Genomic DNA, 22177 nt, shown 5'->3' with positions numbered 1-22177 from the left:
ACACGATGGCGACCGCCCCGGAACACGATTCCGACCGGCCGGATCGGGGAGCGGTGCACCCATACACAGCCGCCCAGGCAAGAATGGGGGGATGAGCGACAGTCCAGCCCCCCTCGCCGACCCGCATCTCGTCTTCGACCCCGTCGTCACGGACGGACCGCGGGACATCGTCATCCTCGGGTCGACCGGGTCGATCGGCACCCAGGCCATCGACCTCGTCCTGCGCAACCCCCGTCGCTTCCGCGTCACCGCGCTCTCCGCCGCAGGGGGCCGCGTGTCGCTGCTCGCCGAGCAGGCACGGCAGCTGCGGGTACGGACGGTCGCGGTGGCCCGCGAGGACGTCGTACCGGCGCTGCGCGAGGCGCTGAAGGGGCAGTACGGCACTGAGCCGCTCCCCGAGATCCTCGCCGGGCCCGAGGCGGCCACCCAGCTCGCCGCCTCCCAGTGCCACACCGTCCTGAACGGCATCACGGGATCCATCGGGCTCGCGCCCACCCTCGCCGCACTCGAGGCGGGCCGCACCCTCGCGCTCGCCAACAAGGAGTCGCTGATCGTCGGCGGCCCGCTGGTGAAGGCGCTCGCCAAGCCGGGGCAGATCATCCCCGTCGACTCCGAGCACGCCGCCCTCTTCCAGGCGCTCGCCGCGGGCACCCGCGCCGATGTGCGCAAGCTGGTCGTCACGGCGTCCGGCGGCCCGTTCCGTGGACGTACGAAGGCCGATCTGGCGAACGTCACACCGGACGAGGCGCTCGCGCACCCCACCTGGGCCATGGGGCCGGTCATCACCGTCAACTCCGCGACGCTCGTCAACAAGGGCCTGGAAGTCATCGAGGCGCACCTCCTCTACGACATCCCCTTCGAGCACATCGAGGTCGTGGTCCACCCCCAGTCCTACGTGCACTCCATGGTCGAGTTCACCGACGGATCGACCCTGGCCCAGGCCACGCCGCCCGACATGGGCGGCCCGATCGCCATCGGCATCGGCTGGCCCGAGCGCGTGCCGGACGCGGCCCCCGCGTTCGACTGGACGAAGGCGTCGAGCTGGGAGTTCCTCCCCCTCGACAACGACGCTTTTCCGTCGGTCGGGCTCGCCCGACATGTGGGGAAGCTCGCGGGCACGGCCCCGGCGGTGTTCAATGCCGCCAACGAGGAGTGCGTGGACGCGTTCTTGAAGGGCGCCCTGCCCTTCAACGGGATCATGGAAACCGTCACGAAGGTCGTCGCCGAACACGGCACACCGTCCGCGGGAACTTCCCTGACCGTCGCGGACGTCCTCGAAGCGGAGACCTGGGCGCGTGCCCGGGCACGTGAACTGACGGCGAAGGCGACCGCGGAGGCCCGCGCATGACGACCTTGATGATGATCCTCGGCATAGTCGTCTTCGCGGTCGGGCTGCTGTTCTCGATCGCCTGGCACGAGCTGGGCCACCTGTCGACCGCCAAGCTGTTCGGCATCCGCGTGCCGCAGTACATGGTCGGCTTCGGCCCGACGATCTTCTCGCGCAAGAAGGGCGACACCGAGTACGGCGTCAAGGCCATCCCCCTCGGCGGCTACATCCGCATGATCGGCATGTTCCCGCCAGGCCCTGACGGCCGCATCGAGGCGCGTTCGACGTCCCCCTGGCGCGGCATGATCGAGGACGCGCGGTCGGCCGCCTTCGAGGAGCTCAAGCCCGGCGACGAGAGCCGTCTCTTCTACACGCGCAAGCCGTGGAAGCGCGTGATCGTGATGTTCGCGGGCCCGTTCATGAACCTGATCCTCGCCGTGGCGATCTTCCTCGGCGTGATGATGACGTTCGGCATCAGCACCCAGACGACGTCCGTCGGCAAGGTGTCCGACTGCGTCATCCAGCAGAGCGAGAACCGCTCCAAGTGCGAGAAGGGCGACACGGTCGCGCCCGCCAAGGCGGCGGGACTGAAGCTCGGCGACAAGATCGTCGCCTTCCAGGGCAAGCCCGTCGACGACTGGTCCGCGCTCCAGGGAAAGATCCGCGAGACCATCGGCCCGGCCACCATCACGGTCGAGCGCGACGGCAAGCAGCTGGACCTGCACGCCAACCTCATCAAGAACCAGGTCAGCAAGACGGACGGCGACGGCGGCTACGTGGAAGGGAAGTACGTCAGCGCCGGCTTCCTCGGCTTCACCCCCGCCACCGGCATCGTCCAGCAGGGCTTCGGCGACTCCGTCAGCCGCATGGGCGACATGATGGAGAACGGCGTCGAGTCACTTGTCGCGCTGCCGTCCAAGATCCCGGACCTGTGGGACGCGGCCTTCGGTGACGGCGACCGCAAACAGGACTCCCCGATGGGCGTCGTGGGCGCGGCCCGTGTGGGCGGCGAGGTCTTCACCCTTGACATCCCGCCGGAGAACCAGATCGCGATGATGCTGTTCCTGGTGGCGGGCTTCAACCTCTCCCTGTTCCTGTTCAACATGTTGCCGCTGCTTCCGCTGGACGGCGGGCACATCGCAGGAGCACTTTGGGAATCGCTGCGACGCCACGCGGCCAAGCTCCTGAAGCGGCCCGACCCGGGCCCCTTCGACGTCGCGAAGCTGATGCCCGTCGCCTACGTGGTGGCTGGAATCTTCATCTGCTTCACGATCCTCGTCCTGATCGCGGATGTGGTTAATCCAGTCAGAATTTCCTGATTGCGCAAAGTTTGCGGCGGCCGGGCACTGTATGTGGCTGGCCGCCCACTATTGGGTGGACTCGGGGGCGTGATGTGCTCGGGCCCTTCGGGGTGCCGTAATCTCGAAGCCTGGAGCCCGCCGATCTCGGGACCATGATCCACACCTTGGGGATGCACGCCAGATGACTGCCATTTCTCTCGGAATCCCGTCCGTTCCGACCAAGCTCGCCGACCGCAGGGTCAGCCGCAAGATCCAGGTCGGGACGGTGGCTGTCGGCGGAGACGCACCGGTGTCGGTGCAGTCGATGACCACGACGCGTACGTCCGACATCGGGGCGACGCTGCAGCAGATCGCGGAGCTGACCGCGTCCGGCTGCCAGATCGTGCGGGTCGCCTGTCCCACGCAGGACGACGCGGACGCGCTTGCCACGATCGCGCGGAAGTCGCAGATCCCGGTGATCGCGGATATTCACTTCCAGCCGAAGTACGTCTTCGCCGCGATCGACGCCGGGTGTGCCGCGGTGCGGGTGAACCCGGGCAACATCAAGCAGTTCGACGACAAGGTCAAGGAGATCGCGCGGGCCGCGAACGACGCGGGTACGCCGATCCGGATCGGTGTCAACGCGGGTTCTCTGGACGCGCGTCTGCTCAAGAAGTACGGCAAGGCCACTCCGGAGGCGCTGGTCGAGTCGGCGCTGTGGGAGGCGTCGCTCTTCGAGGAGCACGGCTTCCGTGACATCAAGATCTCGGTCAAGCACAACGACCCGGTGGTCATGGTCAACGCCTACCGTCAGCTCGCCGCGGCCAGCGATTATCCGCTGCACCTCGGTGTGACGGAGGCCGGTCCGGCCTTCCAGGGCACGATCAAGTCGGCAGTGGCCTTCGGTGCGCTGCTCTCCGAGGGCATCGGCGACACGATCCGGGTCTCGCTCTCGGCCCCGCCGGTCGAGGAGATCAAGGTCGGTCTCCAGATCCTGGAGTCGCTGAACCTCAAGCCGCGCCGCCTGGAGATCGTCTCCTGCCCGTCCTGCGGTCGTGCCCAGGTGGACGTGTACAAGCTGGCCGAAGAGGTCACCGCGGGCCTGGACGGCATGGAGGTGCCGCTGCGCGTGGCCGTCATGGGCTGCGTCGTGAACGGCCCCGGCGAGGCCCGTGAGGCCGACCTCGGCGTCGCGTCCGGCAACGGCAAGGGGCAGATCTTCGTCAAGGGCGAGGTCATCAAGACCGTCCCCGAGTCGAAGATCGTGGAGACCCTCATCGAAGAGGCGATGAAGATCGCCGAGCAGATGGAGAAGGACGGAATCCCGTCGGGCGAGCCGACGGTCGCCATCGCGGGCTAGCGGTTGCGCTGAGCTGCGCTGCGTTGAGCGTGGGGCTTGATACGTGGCTTGATACGTACCCTGGGCCCCGCCACCACTCTTGGTGGCGGGCCCAGGTTCTGCCTGGAGGCGAAGGAAAGCCCCGCCCGCAGGAGTAAGCAGAAGTAAGGCGACAAAGCCCCGCCCGCAGAAGTAAGGCGACAAAGCCCCCTCCAAGCCACCCCGAGTCACAAGGCGCCCCCGACAGGTACAGTGCGGAGATCTAGCAGACCGTAATGGTGAGGCCCTCGCACGTGTTGACTCAGACCACCACCAGGGTCCTCGAACCGAGTGACCTGGACGCCGCGCTCGCTGTCCTGGACCGCGAGCCGGTGGCCAACGCCTTCGTGGCCTCGAGGGTCCGGGTCGCAGGCCTGGACCCATGGCGCCTCGGCGGCGAGATGTGGGGCTGGTACCAGGACGGCATGCTGGAGTCCCTCTGCTACGCGGGCGCCAACCTCGTCCCCATATGCGCGACCCCGCGAGCCGTACGCGCCTTCGCGGACCGCGCCCGCAGGGCAGGCCGCCGCTGCTCCTCCATCGTCGGCCCCGCCGAACCCACCGCCCAGCTGTGGCGGCTCCTGGAACCGTCCTGGGGCCCCGCCCGCGAGGTCCGCGCCCAGCAGCCCCTGATGGTCACCGACCGCCTCCCGCGGGACATCGCCCCCGACCCCCACGTCCGTCGCGTCCGCAAGGACGAGATGGAGACGATCATGCCCGCGTGCGTGGCGATGTTCACCGAGGAAGTCGGCATCTCGCCCCTCGCAGGCGACGGCGGCCTCCTCTACCAGGCGCGGGTCGCCGAACTGGTCGGCGCCGGGCGGTCGTTCGCGCGCCTCGACCGCGACGGCAAGGTCATCTTCAAGGCCGAGATCGGCGCGGCCACGGCGCAGGCCTGCCAGGTGCAGGGCGTCTGGGTGGCCCCCGAGTACCGGGGTCAGGGATACGCCGCGCCGGGCATGGCCGCCGTCCTCGGCTACGCCCTCGCGGACGTCGCCCCGGTCGTCAGCCTCTACGTCAACGACTTCAACACCGCGGCCAGGGCGGCGTACCGCCGGGTCGGGTTCCAGGAGGTCGGGGCGTTCATGAGCGTCCTGTTCTAGCTCCGTCACGTCTCACACCGCGCTCCTCGCGTACCCGCGTCCGCGAGTTAAAGTTCGGCGCATGACTGACGACGTCGTGATCGGGCCGCTGGACCTCGCCACGCACGTGGACGAAGCGCTGCGGGTGCAGGCCCACGCCTTCGGTCTCAGCGACGACGAGGTGACCGTGCGGCGGCAGATCGTGCTGCGGCACATCACCTACCCCGGCGCCCGCGCGCTCGGCGCCACCACCCCCGAGGGACGGCTCGTCGGCTTCGTCTACGGCATGCCCAACGATCGCGGCCACTGGTGGTCCACGGTCGTCGAGCCGTATCTGCGCGCCGGAGGCGTGGACGGCTGGCTCGACGACTCCTTCGTGATCACCGAGCTCCACGTCCAGCCCGGATACCAGAACCGCGGAGTCGGCCGCACCCTGATCACCACCATCACGGAGACCGCCGACCAGCCCCGCTCGATCCTCTCCGCGATCGACACGGAGAGCCCCGCACGCGGCCTCTACCGCTCCCTGGGCTACGCCGACCTGGCCCGCAACGTCCAGTTCCCCAGCGCCCCGAGGCCGTACGCGGTGATGGGTGCGCCCCTGCCGCTGAGGCGGCTCGGCACCTGACCGATTTCCGCACGCGCCCGCGCCCCAAGTAACCTCCTGGCATCACCCTCCCCCAGGCTCTCGGCTTCGCCGGAGCAGGGGGGACCCCCATACGCAGGAGTTCACCATGGCCCAGGTCCAGCGCATGTCCCGATTGATGATCAAGACACTGCGCGACGACCCGGCGGACGCCGAGACGCTCAACCACAAGCTGCTCGTCCGGGCCGGATACGTCCGCCGCACCGCCGCCGGCATCTGGTCCTGGCTGCCGCTCGGCAAGAAGGTCCTGGAGAACATCTCGCACGTCGTGCGCGAGGAGATGGACGCCATCGGCGCCCAGGAAGTCCTGCTGCCCGCGCTCCTGCCCAAGGAGTCGTACGACGCGACGGGCCGCTACGACGAGTACGGCGACCTGCTCTTCCGCCTCAAGGACCGCAAGGGCGCGGACTACCTCCTCGGCCCCACGCACGAGGAGATCTTCACCCAGATCGTCAAGGACCAGTGCTCGTCCTACAAGGACCTGCCGGTGATCCTCTACCAGATCCAGACGAAGTACCGCGACGAGGCCCGCCCCCGTGCCGGTGTGCTCCGTGGCCGCGAGTTCCAGATGAAGGACTCGTACTCCTTCGACACGACGGACGAGGGCCTCGCCGAGTCCTACGCCCTGCACCGGGCCGCGTACATCAAGATCTTCGAGCGCCTCGGCCTCGACCACCGCATCGTCTCCGCCGTCTCCGGCGCGATGGGCGGCTCGGCCTCCGAGGAGTTCCTCGCGCCCGCGCCCGCCGGTGAGGACACGTTCGTGGACTGCCCCGCGTGCGACTACGCGGCCAACACGGAGGCGGTGTCCTTCGTCGCCCCCGAGGCGGACGGCTCGGCGCACGGCCCCGTCGAGGAGCTCGACACCCCCGACACCCCGACCATCGAGACGCTCGCCGCCCACCTCGGCGTCCCGGCGTCGGCGACCCTGAAGAACCTCCTGGTCAAGGTCGACGGCGAGATCGTCGCCGTGGGCGTCCCCGGCGACCGCGAGGTCGACCTCGGCAAGCTCGGCGAGCACCTGGCGCCCGCCGTCGTGGAGCTGGTGACGGCCGAGGACTTCGAGGGCCGTGACGACCTCGTACGCGGCTACGTCGGCCCGCAGGGTCTGGAGAAGGTCCGCTACATCGCCGACCCGCGGGTGGCGGCGGGCACGGCCTGGATCACCGGTGCGAACAAGATCAACACGCACGCGAAGAACGTCGTCGCGGGCCGTGACTTCGAGGTCGACGACTACCTCGACGTCGTGGTCGTCGAGGAGGGCGACCCCTGCCCCAAGTGCGGAACGGGCCTGAAGCTGGACCGCGCCATCGAGATCGGCCACATCTTCCAGCTGGGCCGCAAGTTCGCCGACGCCTTCCAGCTCGACGTCCTGGGCCAGCAGGGCAAGCCGGTCCGCGTGACCATGGGTTCGTACGGCATCGGCGTCTCGCGCGCGGTGGCGGCGCTCGCCGAGCAGACGGCGGACGACAAGGGTCTGTGCTGGCCCAAGGAGATCGCCCCCGCCGACGTCCACGTGGTGGCCGCGGGCAAGGCGCTCCAGACGGAGCTCGCCCTCGACGTCTCCGAGCAGCTGAACGCGGCGGGCGTACGGGTCCTGGTCGACGACAGGGCGGGCGTCTCGCCCGGCGTGAAGTTCACGGACGCCGAGCTGATCGGCGTGCCTCAGATCCTGGTCGCGGGCCGCCGCTCCGCCGAGGGCGTCGTGGAACTGAAGGACCGCAGGACCGGGGAGCGCGAGGAGCTGACCGTGGCTGAGGCGGTTGCGCGGCTTACGGGCTGAGTGAGGCGGGGGCCGGGACCCTGCGGGGCTTTCCCCGATCCGGCCCCTTCCCCGGACCATGGGGCTTCGCCCCTGGAACCCCGGCAAGTTGTCCTCAAACGCCGGCCGGGCTGAATGAGTTCAGCCCGGCCGGCGTTTGGGCGGGCAGGGCGACCCCGCCCGCTACAGCCACCCCGCGAACTCCAGCAGAAGCTCCGCGTCCTGCTCACGGCCGACCCGGCGGGCGCGTACGCCCGACTCCACCGCCCGGAACAACGTCCACCCCCGCAACCGCTCCTGATCCACATCCAGCGACTCGGCGAGCTTCTTGACCCGACGGCGGGTGATCGACGCTCCCGACGGCGAGGCGATCAGGTCCTCCACCCGGTCCCGCACCAGCCGCGCCAGGTCGAACGCGCACTCGCCCACCACCGGATCGGGCCCCACGGCCAGCCACGGCAGCCGCTCACCCGCGAGCACCTTGCTCTGCCGGAACGTCCCGTGCAGCAGCCGCACCTCCGCGTCCGCGCCGAGGAGTTCTTCCCGCGCGGCGAGTGCGGCCTCGACCAGCGGTGCGACCTCCCCGTCGGCGGACGCCCGCATCGCGTCGGCCTGCCGCCCCGTGCGCTCGGCGACCGTCTCGAAGCGGTGGTCCGACGGCGGCTCCACCCACAGCCGCCGCAGCGTGCCCGCTGCCTCCAGGAGGGCCTTGGCCTCGGGCAGCGAACGTACCGACACATCGCGGTGCAGCCGCTCTAGGAGGAGGGCGGCGTCAGCGGCGGACGGATCGAGGAGGCGTACGGCACCGAACCCGGCCCAGTGCGCGAGCGCGGCCCGCTCGCTCTGCGGCCGAGACCTCGGCGGCACCAGCTTCAGGACCGCGGGCGTGCCGTCGGCGAGACGTACCAGGATGACGAGGCCGCTGCGTCCACCGGGTACGTGGACGCGCTCGACGGTCAACTCGCGTAGTGCGACGGCCTGTTCGGCCGCCTCGGGCAGCCTCTCCAGCCAGTCGTCGCCGTCCTGCGCCGTCTCACCGAGTGCGGTGACAAGGCGCTGGGGCGGTTCGAGAGCCATACGCGAGTCGTTCCCTTCCTGACGGCCAAGAGCATTACTGCCAAGAGCGCGCTACGCCTTGGGGGCCGCGGACGCGGAGGTGTCCGGCCGCGTGGCCCGCTCGGCGAGACCAGGGAAGGTTACGCTCCCGCCGCGCCACCGCGCCGCGCGGACCGCCGCCTCCCGCAGCGCCTCGGCGGCGCTCCCGCGCCGGGCGCCGGTGGAGGCCCGTACGAGATCCGAGTAGACCCCCGCGACCCGCTCCTCGAGGTCCGTCGCGAGCCGCACGGCCGCCGCGGAGTCCGGCACCGCGAACGGCAGCGCGTAGGCGGCCGCCGACGGCTCGGGCTCGCCGCCCAGGTCGCGCACGGCGCGCTGCAGCTCGTCGCGCCGGGCGCGGTGCGTGTCGTACGCCGTGCGCGCCTCGGCCCTGCGGCCCTCGCCGATCCTGCCGCCGACGACCCCGAAGCCGTACACGGCGGCGTGCTCGGCGGCGAGGGCGGCCTGTACCGCCTTCAACTCGTCCTTGGAATCGCTCACTTGGGGTCCTCCGTCAGCAGATACGCGTGCGCGGCGCCCGCGGCGGCCACCGACGCGAGCAGCCTGGCCAGCTCCGCGGGCGCGTCGAGCAGCGCGCTCCCGCGCCGCTTCGCGAGATCACGCTCGGCCTTGGCGAGCTCGCGCACGGCGTCCTTCTCGTCCTTGGGGACGGAGGACTTCGGTGCGGGCGAGGCGGAGGCGGACGGGGAGCCGGACGAAGGCGGGGGAGTGGAGCCCTCGGCCAGGACCGTCTCGTGCCGCTTCACCTCCGCCCGCAGCGGATCGAGCCGTCCGGCGAGCGCGGGATGCGCGGCGAGGACGGCGTCGTACCGCCCGAGCAGCTCACCGCTGTCCTTGGCGGCTAGGGCGCGCAGCCGCGCGGCGGCGGAAGGACGCTCGTCCGCGTCCGCGGAGTCGGAGCCCGAGCAGCCCGAGAGCAGCACGGCCCCCGCCGCTCCGGCGGCCCCGGTCAGCAGACTCCTGCGGCGCGGCCCCGAGCGGGCGTGCGAGGGGGTGGGATACGACGGCACAGCAGACGTCCTCGGCAGGAAGGCCAGAAAGGCAGGCAGTCAGAAAAAGGCAGGCAGAAAGAGGCAGGCAGTCAGAAGGCGGGCGGGCGAAGCCGGGCGGGAGCCCGGTGATCACCGTACCTTCGCGCGGCCCTCGTACTCGTGAGCGGCTCGAAGCCGGGCGTGCGGCGGTCGGACTGCGCCGCACGGCGGCCGGGCGGCAGCCGGGCAGCGGCGGCAACACCTCTCCGGACCGGATACCCTTTGACCTGACACACGACGATCCCACAACAGCACACGCGGCCGAGGAGTCACCCGGATGAGCACCACCCAGAGCGAGAGGCTGCGAGAACTGCTGGAACCGCTCGTCAGCTCGAAGGAACTGGATCTCGAAGAGATCGAAGTGGCCTCGGTCGGACGCAAGCGGGTGCTGCGCGTGGTGATCGACTCCGACGACGGCGTGGATCTGGACCAGATCGCCGAGATCAGCCGCGAACTCTCCGAGAAGCTCGACGAGAGCGACGCGATGGGCGACGGCGAGTACACCCTCGAAGTCGGCTCCCCGGGCGCCGAGCGTGCGCTGACGGAGCACCGCCACTACCTGCGCGCCGTCGGCCGCCTGGTGAAGTTCCAGCTGACCGAGGGCGGCGACGACTTGATCGCCCGCATCCTCGAGGTGGACGACGAAGGCGTGGATCTTGAAGTACCGGGCGTGAAGGGGCGTAAGCCCACCGCCCGCAGGCTCACCTTCGACGCGATCGCCAAGGCGCGCGTCGAGGTCGAGTTCAACCGCAAGGACAAGAAGGAAGAGGAGGCGTAGCCGTGGACATCGACATGAGTGCCCTGCGGGGTCTGGTCCGGGAGAAGGAGATCTCCTTCGACCTGCTGGTCGAGGCGATCGAGTCCGCTCTCCTCATCGCCTACCACCGTACCGACGGCAGCTTCCGTCGCGCACGCGTGAAGCTGGACCGCGACAGCGGCCACGTCACGGTGTGGGCGACGGAGGACCCGGCGGACCTCGAAGAGGGCCAGGAGGCCAAGGAGTTCGACGACACCCCGTCGGACTTCGGCCGCATCGCCGCGACGACCGCCAAGCAGGTCATCCTGCAGCGCCTGCGCGACGCCCAGGACGACGCGACGCTCGGCGAGTACGCGGGCCGTGAGGGCGACATCGTCACGGGCGTCGTCCAGCAGGGCCGCGACCCGAAGAACGTGCTCGTCGACATCGGCAAGCTCGAGGCCATCCTGCCGGTGCAGGAGCAGGTGCCCGGCGAGGAGTACGGCCACGGCCTGCGCCTTCGTTCGTACGTCGTGCGGGTCGCCAAGGGTGTCCGTGGCCCCTCGGTCACGCTGTCGCGTACGCACCCGAACCTCGTCAAGAAGCTCTTCGCGCTCGAGGTGCCGGAGATCGCCGACGGGTCGGTCGAGATCTCGGCCATCGCCCGCGAGGCCGGTCACCGGACCAAGATCGCCGTGCGCTCGACCCGCTCCGGCCTCAACGCCAAGGGCGCCTGCATCGGCCCGATGGGCCAGCGCGTGCGCAACGTCATGGCCGAGCTCAACGGCGAGAAGATCGACATCGTCGACTGGTCGGACGACCCGGGCGAGATGGTCGCCCACGCGCTCTCCCCGGCGCGGGTCAGCAAGGTGGAGATCGTCGACATGGCGGCCCGTTCCGCGCGGGTCACGGTCCCCGACTACCAGCTGTCCCTCGCGATCGGCAAGGAGGGCCAGAACGCCCGCCTCGCCGCGCGGCTCACGGGCTGGCGCATCGACATCCGTCCGGACACCGAGCAGCCGCAGGACTCCCCGGAGTCCTGATCGGTGCCGATCGGCGCCCACTTCGCCGATGCGTGCCGATCCGTGCTGATCAGGCGCTGGATCGGATGCTGGACCGGGTGCTGACCGAGCCCTGGACCAGACCTGATCGAGCTCTGATCAAGACAACAACCGTTCGATTTTTGCCCCAAAGGGGTGAGGTCGGTGCGGGGAGGTAGACTTAATCGTGTCTGGCCGGACGCAAGCCCGCGCATGCCCTGAACGCACCTGTGTGGGGTGTCGGGAGCGAGCGGCCAAGAGCGATCTGCTGCGCATCGTGGCGAGAGAGGGCGTCTGCGCCCCCGATCCAAGCGGTACGCTGCCCGGCCGGGGTGCGTATATCCACCCCGTTCCGGTCTGTCTCGACCTGGCGGTCCGACGTAGAGCGTTCCCGAGGGCCTTCCGGGCCCCGGGCCCACTCGACACGGCGGACTTGCGCCGAGCCGTCGAGACAGTTGCCCAGCAGGCAACACCGTAAGGAAGGTCGCGCGGAACCCCGCGCGGCCCTGGTATTCCGCGAGTTGGAAGTAGGTCGAGATTGCGATGAGCACTCGATGAGCACGCGATGAGTACGCCCATGAAGTAGCGACGGTCCGGCGTAACCCGGACCTAAAAGGAGCGAAGTGGCTAAGGTCCGGGTATACGAGCTCGCCAAGGAGTTCGGCGTAGAGAGCAAGGTCGTCATGGCCAAGCTCCAAGAACTCGGTGAATTCGTACGTTCGGCGTCCTCGACGATCGAGGCGCCCGTTGTACGGAAATTGACTGACGCATTGAACACGGGTGGTGGCAACGGCAAGGCCGCCGCCAAGCCCGGGGCGCCGCGCAAGCAGGCCGCCCCCAAGCCGCCGGCCCCCTCGGGCTCGGCGTCCCCCTCTCCCGCGCAGGCCGCCCGTCCGGGTCCGGCCGCGCCCAAGCCGCCGGCGGCCAAGCCCGCCGCCGCGGCCGACAAGCCCGCGGCCTCTCCGGCCGCTCCCGGTCCGCGTCCGGGCCCGAAGCCGCCGACGCCCAAGCCGGCGCCCGCAGCTCCGGCCGCCCCGGAGGCTCCGGCAGCCCCGGCCGCGCCCGCCGCACCGGCGAGCCCGGCTCCGGCCGCCCCGGAGTTCACCGCTCCGCCGGCCGCTCCGGCTGCCCCGGCCGCCTCCTCGGCGCCGGCAGGCCCCCGTCCGGGCGCTCGCCCGGGTGCCCCCAAGCCCGCGGGCCGTCCGGCCCCCGGCCAGGGTGGTCAGGGCCAGGGCCAGGGCGGTCAGGGGCGTGGCGACCGCAACGACCGTCAGGGTGGCGCTCCGCGTCCCGGCGGCCAGGGTGGCGCTCCGCGTCCCGGTGGCCGTCCGGCAGGACCGCGCCCCGGCAACAACCCCTTCACCTCTGGTGGCTCCACCGGCATGGCGCGCCCGCAGGCGCCCCGTCCGGGCGGCGCCCCGCGTCCCGGCGGCCAGGGTGGCCCCGGCGGTCCCGGCGGCGCCCCGCGCCCGCAGGGCCAGGGCGGCGGCCAGGGTGCTCCTCGTCCGCAGGGTCAGGGCGGCGCTCGCCCCAGCCCCGGCGGCATGCCTCGTCCGCAGGGGGGCGCTCCGCGCCCCGGTGGCGGTGCGCCTGGCGCCGGTGGTAATCGTCCGAACCCCGGCATGATGCCGCAGCGTCCCGCTGCGGGTCCGCGTCCCGGTGGTGGCCCCGGCGGTGGCCGTGGTCCTGGTGGCGGCGGCGGTCGTCCGGGTGGCGGCGGCGGTCGTCCCGGTGGCGGCGGCTTCGCAGGCCGTCCGGCCGGTCCCGGTGGCGGTGGCGGCGGTTTCGCCGGTCGTCCCGGTGGTCCCGGTGGCGGTGGCGGCGGTTTCGCCGGTCGTCCCGGTGGCGGTGGCCGTCCCGGCTTCGCCGGTCGTCCGGGTGGTCCCAACGCCCGTGGTGGCACGCAGGGCGCCTTCGGTCGCCCCGGCGGTCCCGCGCGTCGTGGTCGCAAGTCGAAGCGGCAGAGGCGCCAGGAGTACGAGTCGATGCAGGCTCCGTCGGTCGGCGGCGTCATGCTGCCGCGCGGCAACGGCCAGGCGGTCCGCCTGTCCCGTGGTGCCTCGCTGACCGACTTCGCCGAGAAGATCAACGCCAACCCGGCGTCGCTCGTCGGCGTGATGATGAACCTCGGCGAGATGGTCACGGCCACGCAGTCCGTGCCGGACGAGACGCTGAAGCTCCTCGCGGACGAGATGAACTTCGTCCTCGAGATCGTCAGCCCCGAGGAGGAGGACCGCGAGCTGCTCGAGTCCTTCGACATCGAGTTCGGCGAGGACGAGGGTGGCGAGGAAGCGCTCATGGCGCGTCCGCCCGTCGTCACCGTCATGGGTCACGTCGACCACGGTAAGACCCGACTGCTCGACGCCATCCGCAAGACGAACGTCATCGCGGGCGAGGCCGGCGGCATCACGCAGCACATCGGTGCCTACCAGGTCGGCGCCGAGGTCAACGGCGAAGACCGCAGGATCACCTTCATCGACACCCCCGGTCACGAGGCGTTCACCGCCATGCGTGCCCGTGGTGCGAAGTCCACCGACATCGCGATCCTCGTGGTCGCGGCGAACGACGGTGTGATGCCGCAGACGATCGAGGCGCTGAACCACGCCAAGGCGGCCGACGTGCCGATCGTGGTCGCGGTCAACAAGATCGACGTCGAGGGTGCCGACCCGACCAAGGTGCGCGGTCAGCTCACCGAGTTCGGTCTGGTGGCAGAGGAGTACGGCGGCGAGACGATGTTCGTCGACATCTCCGCCAAGCAGGGCGAGAACATCGAGGCCCTCCTGGAGGCCGTGGTCCTGACCGCGGACGCCTCGCTCGACCTGCGCGCCAACCCTGAGCAGGACGCGCAGGGTATTGCGATCGAGTCCCACCTGGACAAGGGCCGCGGCGCCGTCGCGACCGTCCTGGTCCAGCGCGGTACCCTCCGCGTCGGTGACACGATGGTGGTCGGCGACGCGTACGGCCGAGTCCGCGCGATGCTCGACGACAAGGGCGAGAACGTGGAAGAGGCGGGTCCGGCGACTCCGGTCCTCGTCCTCGGTCTCACCAACGTCCCGGGTGCCGGCGACAACTTCCTGGTCGTCGACGAGGACCGTACGGCCCGTCAGATCGCTGAGAAGCGTGCCGCCCGTGAGCGCAACGTCCGCTTCGCCCGCAAGGGTGTGCGGTTCTCCCTGGAGAACCTGGACGAGGCCCTCAAGGCCGGTCTGGTGCAGGACCTCAACATCATCATCAAGGGCGACGCGTCCGGTTCGGTGGAGGCTCTCGAGTCCTCGCTGCTCCAGCTCGACGTCGGCGAAGAGGTCGACATCCGCGTCCTGCACCGCGGTGTGGGTGCGGTCACCGAGTCGGACATCGACCTGGCGACCGGCTCCGACGCGATCGTGATCGGCTTCAACGTCCGTGCGGCCGGTCGTGCCGCGCAGATGGCCGACCGCGAAGGTGTGGACGTCCGGTACTACTCGGTCATCTACCAGGCGATCGAAGAGATCGAAGCGGCCCTCAAGGGCATGCTCAAGCCGGAGTACGAAGAGGTCGAGCTCGGCACGGCGGAGATCCGCGAGATCTTCCGCTCGTCCAAGCTGGGCAACATCGCCGGTGTTCTTGTCCGCTCCGGCGAGGTCAAGCGCAACACCAAGGCGCGCCTCATCCGCGACGGCAAGGTCATCGCGGAGAGCCTCAACATCTCCGGTCTGCGCCGCTTCAAGGACGACGTCACCGAGATCCGCGAAGGGTTCGAGGGCGGTATCAACCTCGGCAACTTCAACGACATCAAGATCGACGACGTCATCGCGACGTACGAGATGCGCGAGAAGCCGCGAGGCTGATCACCGCAGCTCTTGTCGGGGCCGGTCGAGGGGATGTAAATCCCTTCGATCGGCCCCGGCCGTTCCGTGTACGGTTCTGTTGTCCCTGCCAAGTGGTTGGCGGGGCACGACCCCGAACCGGCGGGACATCCGGACACACATGTATGTGGGGACTCTGTCCTTCGATCTGCTCCTCGGCGACGTTCACTCGCTGAAGGAGAAACGCTCCGTCGTCCGCCCGATCGTCGCCGAACTCATCCGCAAGTACGGGGTGAGCGCGGCGGAGACCGGGAACCAGGACCTCCATCGCAGGGCCGAGATCGGCCTGGCGCTGGTCTCCGGGGAGACGGGGCACCTCACCGACGTACTGGACCGGTGCGAGCGCATGGTCGCCGCCCGTCCCGAGGTGGAGCTGCTCTCCGTTCGACGCAGGCTCCACGGCGACGAAGACTGATTGCACAGCAAGGCGAAGAAGGAGACGGAGCAGTGGCCGACAACGCGCGGGCGAAGAGGCTGGCAGACCTCATCCGAGAGGTGGTTGCCCAGAAGCTGCAGCGTGGGATCAAGGACCCGCGGCTCGGTACGCATGTGACCATCACGGACACCCGGGTCACGGGTGATCTGCGGGAGGCGACCGTCTTCTACACGGTCTACGGGGACGACGAGGACCGCGCGGCCGCCGCCGCCGGTCTGGAGAGCGCCAAGGGCGTCCTCCGTTCGGCGGTCGGCGCGGCCGCGGGTGTGAAGTTCACCCCGAGCCTCGCCTTCGTGGCGGACGCGCTGCCGGACAACGCCAAGGCCATCGAGGACCTCCTCGACAGGGCCAGGCTCTCGGACGAGAAGGTGCGCGAGGTGTCCGCGGGCGCCGAGTTCGCCGGCGGGGCCGACCCGTACCGCAAGCCTGAGGACGACTCCGACGAGGAAACGGACGGCGACGCCCGCGCATGAGCAACACCAGCAACAAGACGCCGGACGGCCTTGTCATCGTCGACAAGCCGTCCGGCTTCACTTCGCATGACGTGGTCGCCAAGATGCGCGGGATCGCCAAGACCCGCCGCGTGGGCCACGCGGGCACCCTCGACCCCATGGCGACGGGCGTTCTCGTCCTCGGGGTCGAGCGGGCGACCAAGCTCCTCGGCCATCTCGCGCTGACGGAGAAGGAGTACCTCGGCACGATCCGGCTCGGCCAGAACACGGTCACGGACGACGCCGAGGGAGAGCTCATCTCGTCGGCGGACGCCTCCGGGGTCAAGCGGGACGCCATCGACGCGGGCATCGCCAAGCTCTCCGGCGACATCATGCAGGTGCCCTCGAAGGTCAGCGCCATCAAGATCGACGGCAAGCGGTCGTACGCACGGGCGCGCCAGGGCGAGGACTTCGAGATCCCCGCCCGGCCGGTGAAGATCTCCGCCTTCACGGTGTACGACGTCAGGGACGCCGTCGCCGAGGACGGCACCCCCGTACTCGACCTGGTCGTGTCGGTGGTCTGCTCGTCGGGGACGTACATCCGCGCTCTCGCCCGTGACCTCGGTGCGGATCTCGGGGTCGGCGGCCATCTGACGGCGCTGCGGCGCACGCGGGTCGGGCCCTACAAGCTGGACACGGCGAGGACGATCGACCAGCTCCAGGAGGAGCTGACGGTGATGCCGGTGGCGGACGCCGCAGCCGCCGCGTTCCCGCGCTGGGACGTGGACGAGAAGCGGGCGGGGCTGCTGCTCAACGGCGTACGGATCGAGATGCCGGGGGAGTACGCGGGGGCCGGTCCCGTCGCGGTCTTCGATCCGCGGGGACGGTTCCTGGTCCTGGCCGAGGAGCTGAAGGGCAAGGCCAAGAGCCTGGCCGTCTTCGCCTGAGCCGTGCCTTGTGTGGCTGCGCCTTGTGCGGCCGTGCCTTGTGCGTATGCGGGGATTCAGCTGTGGAGCGGCGGCGGTTGTGTGCGTGACCGCACGCCGCTCCACGGCTGACCCCGACCCCCCACCTCAAGATGTATCCACTACGCCCCGCCGATTCACCCCTTCGGGCAGGCGCTCGGAGTGAAATGAGGGAGCGGAAGGGGGCGCGTTCGCTACGCGTTCTGTCCCGCTGATCACCGCCGACCTACCGTCAGGAGTACGGGGCGCGTCGCGGGAGGTTCGGGCATGGCGGGACAGGGTGGCCCGACGGCGCTCGACGGGGCCCTGGTGCGGATCTGCGATCTGGCCGGGCGCCCACGGGGGATGGGGTTCGCCGCCGACGACCTCGGCACGGTGATCACCAGCCATGAAGCGGTCGACGGCCTCGCGCGAGTCGTGCTGCACGCGGCGGGGGAGCGTGTCTGTGTGGTCACCGCCGATTCCGTGGTGGCTCTCCCCGAGGCCGATCTGGCCCTCGTCCGTACGGAGGGGCTCGGCCTGCGGCCGCTGCCCGTCACGGTCCGCGACGCCGTCCCCGTCGGGACGTACGTCCACCTCGTCGCGCGCGGCCGGCGTCAGGCACGGGTCCTGGGTCCGGCGTCGGTGACGTACACGGCGACGGACCGCTTCCATCTGATCGACGCCGCCATGGAGCTGGCGATCGGCACGGACGGCGCGGACGCGCTGCGGCTCGGCGGCGGGGCGGCGGGCAGCCCGGTCGTCGACGTCTCGTCCGGGGCCGTGCTCGCCGTCCTGGGGACCGCGCTGCACGGCGAGCACAGTGCGGCGGGGTTCGCCCTGCGGCTGAGGGAGGCGGCCGCCGCCGATCCGGGCGGGCCGCTCGCCGAGCTCCTCGCGCACAACGCGGCGACCGTTCCCGCGTACGGGTGCGATCTGAACCTGGCGGGGGCGCTGCACCTCGCGGCGACGTCGGTGGGCTCCGACGGGCCGCGCCCCGCACTCCTCGAACCGGTCGAACGCCCGGACATCACGCGGCAGTTGGCCCAGTTCACGGCGGGGCCCGCGCATGTGCTCGGCCTGGTGGGCGCCCCCGGCACCGGCCGGACGACGGAACTCACCGCCCTCGCCGCGGGCCGCTCGCGAGGCGCCGAACCGGCTCCCACGCTGTGGCTGCGCGGCGCCGACCTTCAGGGCACGGACACGTGCGTGGGCGATGCGGTGGAGCGGGCGCTGGAGCGGGCGGGACGAATCCTGGAGGCATCGGCATCGGCATCGGCATCGGCATCGGCATCGGCATCGGCGTCGGCGTCGGTTTCTGCATCGGTTTCGGCATCGGTATCGAGGGAGTCGCTCGCAGACGCGGACGATGGGCTCGGGGACATCTCCGCGGGGCGGGTCGCGCGGCTCGTGCGGGACGAGGGGCGGGCGTTGCTCCTGCTGCTCGACGGGCCCGAGGAGATGCCGCCGGCCCTCGCCCACCGCCTCGCGGAGTGGAGCGGGGGGACGTCTCAGTGGCTGCGGGAGACGGGAACGCGGCTCGTGGTGGCCTGTCGGGCGGAGTACTGGGAGGTGGCCGGGGCGCACTTTCCCGCATCGCTTTCGGCGGGGTGCGTGCGGCTGGGTGAGCTGCCCGAGCGGCAGGCACGGGTCGCCCGGGAGAGGTACGACATCCCGGACGGCGCCCTCGCCGAAGCCGATGCGCGCCACCCCCTCGCCCTGCGGCTGCTCGCCGAGGTGCGGGCGGCCCTGCCGGAGGAGCCGCCGCCGGGGCGCCCGGACCGGGAGGAGATCTTCGAGGCGTACGTGGACGTGCTGTGCCTGCGTGTGGCGGTGCGGCTCGCCGCGGCGAACGGGCTGCGCGGATCGGCTGTGCGGCGCCTCGCGGCGAAGGTGTCCGGACAGGTGCACGAGGCCGCGCGGCGCTCCCTGGGGCCAGGGCAGGGGGAGCTCGACCGGGAGTCGTTCGAAGCGGTGTTCCCGTGGGGCACGGGGTGGGCCTCCGCGGTCCTCACGGAGGGGCTGCTCGTCCCTGCCGGGGACGGATACCGCTTCGCGCACGAGGAGCTCGCGGACTGGATCCAGGGAACGCATCTGGACGTGGACGGGGCGCTGTGGTCGCTGGTGTACCGGCACGGGCCCGCGGCGCCGGAGACGGGGGATTCGCTGCCGGTACCCCGGCATCGGATCGGCCCGGTGATCCAGGCCTTGCTGTTCCTGGGCCGCCAACGGGGGGCTGCTGAACTCGGGGCTCGGCTGCGGAACTTGGCGAAGTTCGGGGGGCTGTGCTCATCGCCGGGTGATCCGGTGCCCATCAGCGGGGGCGCCATCGTTGCGGGCGTCGGGGCCGAGACGCGCGACAGGCAGGATGCCCCGGCCGTGGCGAGTCGTTCCGCAAGGCGAGCAGGGCCGCCCCTGCGCGAGCGGGGCCGAGAGCTTGGGGAAGGGCGGGCGCGATGCCTGCAGGCGGGTGCTGGTTCGCCTGAGGGGGTCGGCGATGTGCCGGTGGCTTCGGGTGCTGGTTGGGCGGGGGATGCGGGCGGGGTTTCGGCGGCGTCGGGTGCTGGTTCGGTGAGGGGCGTGGGCGGTGTACCCGTTCCGCCGAGTGCCGACGCGCAGGGGGACGCCCAGTGGTGGGCCACCCATCTGTTGAGGGAGACCCTCTTGCGCGTGCCCGACGCGCGGCCCTATCGCGCCGTACTCGAAGCGCTCGCCCAGCAGGGCAGCAGGCACCCCGCCACGTTCTGGCTCGGCCTGCCTCTGCCCGAGAGCGACCGGTTCGACCTGCTGCGGGAGGTCGTGATCCACGACGCCCCGCCCGACAACCCGCAGGGCCGCACCCTGGACGCCGTCGCCGAGCTCCTGGCCACCGCCCCCGCCGCGGTGCAACCGCACCTCACCCGGTGGTTCACCGACGAGCGCCCCCTCCGAGCCACCCCGCACGCCACCGTCGCGTCGGCCGCCCAGGCCCTCCTCCACACCCACCGCCACCGCGCGATCGACGACCTCATCGAGATCCTGGTCGACTGCGCACACCCCCGCGCCGACGAACTGCTCGCCGCCCTCGCGGAGGAGGAGCCCTCCGCCATCTGCCGAGCCGTCGACCGCTGGATCCACGACGAGCGGCCCGCACGCCATGTCGCCGCCGTCGCCTACGGCCTGCGCGCCGCCCCGCACGCGGGCACGGACGCCGACCGCGTACTTCTGCGGAACGCGGCCCTCTCCCTGCTGGCCCGCACAGCCGACGACACTCTGCACGGCGCCGCCCTGGCCTTCCTCGTACGCGACCCGCAGACCCGCGCACGTCACCTGACGTCCGCCCTGAAGCGCTTCACCGCCGGCGACCCCCAGCTGCCCGCGAGCGCGCTCGTCGCCGCCCTGGACACCCACCCGGAGCAGGTGTTCGCCGCTTTCCGGACCCGGCTGCACGGACCCGGCCCCGCGCCGGGGGACGTACTGCGCGACCTGGCCGAGGTGACGGCACCCGCGCTCGCCCGGCGCGTGGCCGATCTCGTACACGACGTGCTCGAGCTGCGCCCCGACCTGGCGGGGCACGTGGCCGCCTACCTCGACCTGCGGTTCGAGCAGGGGTCCGGGGTCCGCGCCGTCCTCTTCCCCCTGGTCACGAGTTTTTTGCTGCACCGTCCCGCCCCGGTGCGCGCCGCGCTCGCCGCACCCGTCGCCGCGCAGGGCACCGATGCCTCGCGCGCCCTGCGTACGGAGCTCCTCGACGTGCTGCTGGCCCAGGAGCGGGAGCCCGAAGTCCTGGACGCCGTGCTCTGCGCCGTGGTGGTGGGCGACGACAAGGAGCGGGTCCGCGATCTCGTGCACCGAACCGGCGTGCTGCTCGTCCGCACCCCGGAGGGCGCGACCTGCTTCGACCGGCGCCTGGTCGAGCTTGCCCGCTCCGTGCAGGGCTTCTCCGCCCTGGTCGCCAGGTGGATCTGCGCGGCCCCGCAGGAGTGGTCCGCCCTCGTCGGTCCCAGCGCCCGCCGCATGATCGAGAACCTCGCCGGAGTACGCGTGCCCGCGTGACCCCCGCCACCCCCTCCGATGCGATCCCGATCGCGTGGGCATGGCAGTCTTAGACCTGCGCAATCGGCAATGGGACGTACCCAGACGTATACAGGTTCGGCGAGGAGCAAAGACAGTGCAGCGCTGGCGTGGCTTGGAGGACATCCCCCAGGACTGGGGGCGCAGCGTCGTCACCATCGGTTCCTACGACGGCGTACACCGCGGGCACCAGCTGATCATCGGTCGTGCGGTGGCACGCGCCCGTGAGCTCGGTGTGCCCGCCGTCGTCGTCACCTTCGACCCGCACCCCTCCGAGGTCGTGCGCCCCGGCAGCCACCCGCCGCTGCTCGCCCCGCACCACCGGCGCGCCGAGCTCATGGCCGATCTCGGCGTGGACGCGCTGCTCATCCTGCCGTTCACCACGGAGTTCTCGAAGCTGTCGCCCGCCGACTTCGTCGTGAAGGTCCTGGTCGACAAGTTGCACGCGCGCCTGGTCGTCGAGGGCCCCAACTTCCGCTTCGGCCACAAGGCCGCGGGCAACGTCGCCTTCCTGACCGAGCTCGGAGCGACGTACGACTACGAAGTCGACGTCATCGACCTGTTCGTGAGCGGCGAGGCCGGGGGCGGCGAGCCCTTCTCCTCCACGCTCACCCGGCGCCTGGTCGCCGAGGGCGATGTCCAGGGCGCGGCGGAGATCCTCGGCCGCCCGCACCGCGTCGAGGGCGTCGTCGTACGAGGTGCGCAGCGCGGGCGTGAACTGGGCTTCCCCACCGCCAACGTGGAGACACTGCCGCACACCGCCATCCCCGCCGACGGCGTCTACGCCGGATGGCTGCACGCCCAGGGCGAGGCGATGCCCGCGGCGATCTCCGTCGGGACGAATCCGCAGTTCGACGGGACGGAACGCACGGTCGAGGCGTACGCGATCGACCGCGTCGGGCTCGACCTGTACGGCCTGCACGTCGCCGTCGACTTCCTGGCCTTCGTACGCGGCCAGGCGAAGTTCGATTCGATCGACTCGCTCCTTGTCGCCATCGCGGACGACGTGAAGCGGTCGCGGGAGCTGATCGAAGCCGCCGAGTAGCGGCGAGGTGCGGGGGCTGGCTTGG

19 protein-coding genes are annotated in these 22177 nt (G+C 71.0%); 16 read left to right on the top strand and 3 right to left on the bottom strand.

The window, feature by feature from the left end; translation table 11 throughout:
• Positions 1-91: 91 nt before the first annotated feature.
• The 6 genes from dxr to ACZ5CR_RS10200 all read left to right on the top strand — a co-directional run bounded on the left by dxr (position 92) and on the right by ACZ5CR_RS10200 (position 7496).
• The gene (gene dxr, locus ACZ5CR_RS10225) at positions 92-1348 is read left to right on the top strand and encodes a 1-deoxy-D-xylulose-5-phosphate reductoisomerase (protein ID WP_468855615.1); all 1257 of its coding nucleotides are present in this window, start codon (positions 92-94) and stop codon (positions 1346-1348) included.
• Positions 1345-2646, top strand: coding sequence for a M50 family metallopeptidase (locus ACZ5CR_RS10220; RefSeq protein ID WP_468855611.1), 1302 nt, complete (start codon positions 1345-1347; stop codon positions 2644-2646). The genes dxr and ACZ5CR_RS10220 overlap by 4 nt, the downstream gene beginning before the upstream one ends.
• Positions 2647-2809: 163 nt before the next feature.
• On the top strand, positions 2810-3967 hold the full coding sequence (ispG, locus tag ACZ5CR_RS10215) for a flavodoxin-dependent (E)-4-hydroxy-3-methylbut-2-enyl-diphosphate synthase (protein ID WP_468855609.1): 1158 nt from the start codon (positions 2810-2812) through the stop codon (positions 3965-3967).
• Positions 3968-4239: 272 nt separating this feature from the next.
• Entirely contained in the window at positions 4240-5088 is an 849-nt protein-coding gene (locus ACZ5CR_RS10210) for a GNAT family N-acetyltransferase (RefSeq protein ID WP_468855606.1), read from the top strand.
• Between the two features lie 61 nt (positions 5089-5149).
• Positions 5150-5695, top strand: coding sequence for a GNAT family N-acetyltransferase (locus tag ACZ5CR_RS10205; RefSeq protein WP_468855604.1), 546 nt, complete (start codon positions 5150-5152; stop codon positions 5693-5695).
• A gap of 106 nt (positions 5696-5801) precedes the next feature.
• A complete protein-coding gene (locus ACZ5CR_RS10200) occupies positions 5802-7496 on the top strand; it encodes a proline--tRNA ligase (protein WP_468855602.1) in 1695 nt (564 codons plus the stop codon).
• 162 nt (positions 7497-7658) lie between these two features.
• Here the strand turns inward: ACZ5CR_RS10200 and ACZ5CR_RS10195 are convergent, their stop codons facing one another.
• From ACZ5CR_RS10195 to ACZ5CR_RS10185, 3 genes are read right to left on the bottom strand one after another with little or no spacing between them, the layout of a single operon-like run.
• Positions 7659-8552, bottom strand: coding sequence for an aminoglycoside phosphotransferase family protein (locus tag ACZ5CR_RS10195; protein ID WP_468855600.1), 894 nt, complete (start codon positions 8550-8552; stop codon positions 7659-7661).
• A gap of 51 nt (positions 8553-8603) precedes the next feature.
• Positions 8604-9071, bottom strand: coding sequence for a ferritin-like domain-containing protein (locus ACZ5CR_RS10190; protein ID WP_468855597.1), 468 nt, complete (start codon positions 9069-9071; stop codon positions 8604-8606).
• A complete protein-coding gene (locus tag ACZ5CR_RS10185) occupies positions 9068-9601 on the bottom strand; it encodes a hypothetical protein (protein ID WP_468855595.1) in 534 nt (177 codons plus the stop codon). Before ACZ5CR_RS10185 ends, ACZ5CR_RS10190 begins: the two co-directional genes overlap by 4 nt.
• A gap of 107 nt (positions 9602-9708) precedes the next feature.
• On the opposite strand from ACZ5CR_RS10185, the gene ACZ5CR_RS10180 reads away from it, so the two are divergent.
• The 10 genes from ACZ5CR_RS10180 to ACZ5CR_RS10135 all read left to right on the top strand — a co-directional run bounded on the left by ACZ5CR_RS10180 (position 9709) and on the right by ACZ5CR_RS10135 (position 22152).
• Entirely contained in the window at positions 9709-9903 is a 195-nt protein-coding gene (locus ACZ5CR_RS10180) for a hypothetical protein (RefSeq protein ID WP_468855592.1), read from the top strand.
• Positions 9900-10400: a ribosome maturation factor RimP gene (gene rimP / locus ACZ5CR_RS10175; protein WP_468855590.1), complete on the top strand. Its 501-nt coding sequence runs from the start codon at positions 9900-9902 to the stop codon at positions 10398-10400. The genes ACZ5CR_RS10180 and rimP overlap by 4 nt, the downstream gene beginning before the upstream one ends.
• Positions 10401-10402: 2 nt before the next feature.
• Positions 10403-11401, top strand: a complete 999-nt coding sequence (gene nusA, locus ACZ5CR_RS10170; protein WP_389908781.1) for a transcription termination factor NusA — start codon at positions 10403-10405, stop codon at positions 11399-11401.
• A 184-nt stretch (positions 11402-11585) separates the two neighbouring features.
• Complete coding sequence (locus ACZ5CR_RS10165) at positions 11586-11876, top strand: YlxR family protein (RefSeq protein WP_468855587.1); 291 nt, start codon at positions 11586-11588, stop codon at positions 11874-11876.
• Between the two features lie 145 nt (positions 11877-12021).
• Entirely contained in the window at positions 12022-15225 is a 3204-nt protein-coding gene (infB, locus tag ACZ5CR_RS10160; RefSeq protein ID WP_468855584.1) for a translation initiation factor IF-2, read from the top strand.
• Between the two features lie 139 nt (positions 15226-15364).
• On the top strand, positions 15365-15658 hold the full coding sequence (locus tag ACZ5CR_RS10155) for a DUF503 domain-containing protein (RefSeq protein ID WP_453538697.1): 294 nt from the start codon (positions 15365-15367) through the stop codon (positions 15656-15658).
• Positions 15659-15690: 32 nt separating this feature from the next.
• The gene (gene rbfA, locus ACZ5CR_RS10150) at positions 15691-16152 is read left to right on the top strand and encodes a 30S ribosome-binding factor RbfA (RefSeq protein ID WP_468855581.1); all 462 of its coding nucleotides are present in this window, start codon (positions 15691-15693) and stop codon (positions 16150-16152) included.
• Positions 16149-17057 carry a tRNA pseudouridine(55) synthase TruB gene (gene truB / locus ACZ5CR_RS10145; protein ID WP_468855579.1) on the top strand — a complete coding sequence of 303 codons (909 nt, stop codon included), beginning with the start codon at positions 16149-16151 and terminating at the stop codon, positions 17055-17057. The genes rbfA and truB overlap by 4 nt, the downstream gene beginning before the upstream one ends.
• A 285-nt stretch (positions 17058-17342) precedes the next feature.
• Positions 17343-21089, top strand: coding sequence for a serine protease (locus ACZ5CR_RS10140; RefSeq protein ID WP_468855577.1), 3747 nt, complete (start codon positions 17343-17345; stop codon positions 21087-21089).
• Between the two features lie 115 nt (positions 21090-21204).
• Complete coding sequence (locus ACZ5CR_RS10135) at positions 21205-22152, top strand: bifunctional riboflavin kinase/FAD synthetase (RefSeq protein ID WP_468855575.1); 948 nt, start codon at positions 21205-21207, stop codon at positions 22150-22152.
• Positions 22153-22177: the final 25 nt, after the last annotated feature.

The sequence above is a fragment of the Streptomyces sp. NPDC031274 genome (genome assembly GCF_055570235.1).
Note: the sequence above shows the minus strand (reverse complement) of the source record. Positions and strands in the feature narration are given on the sequence as shown.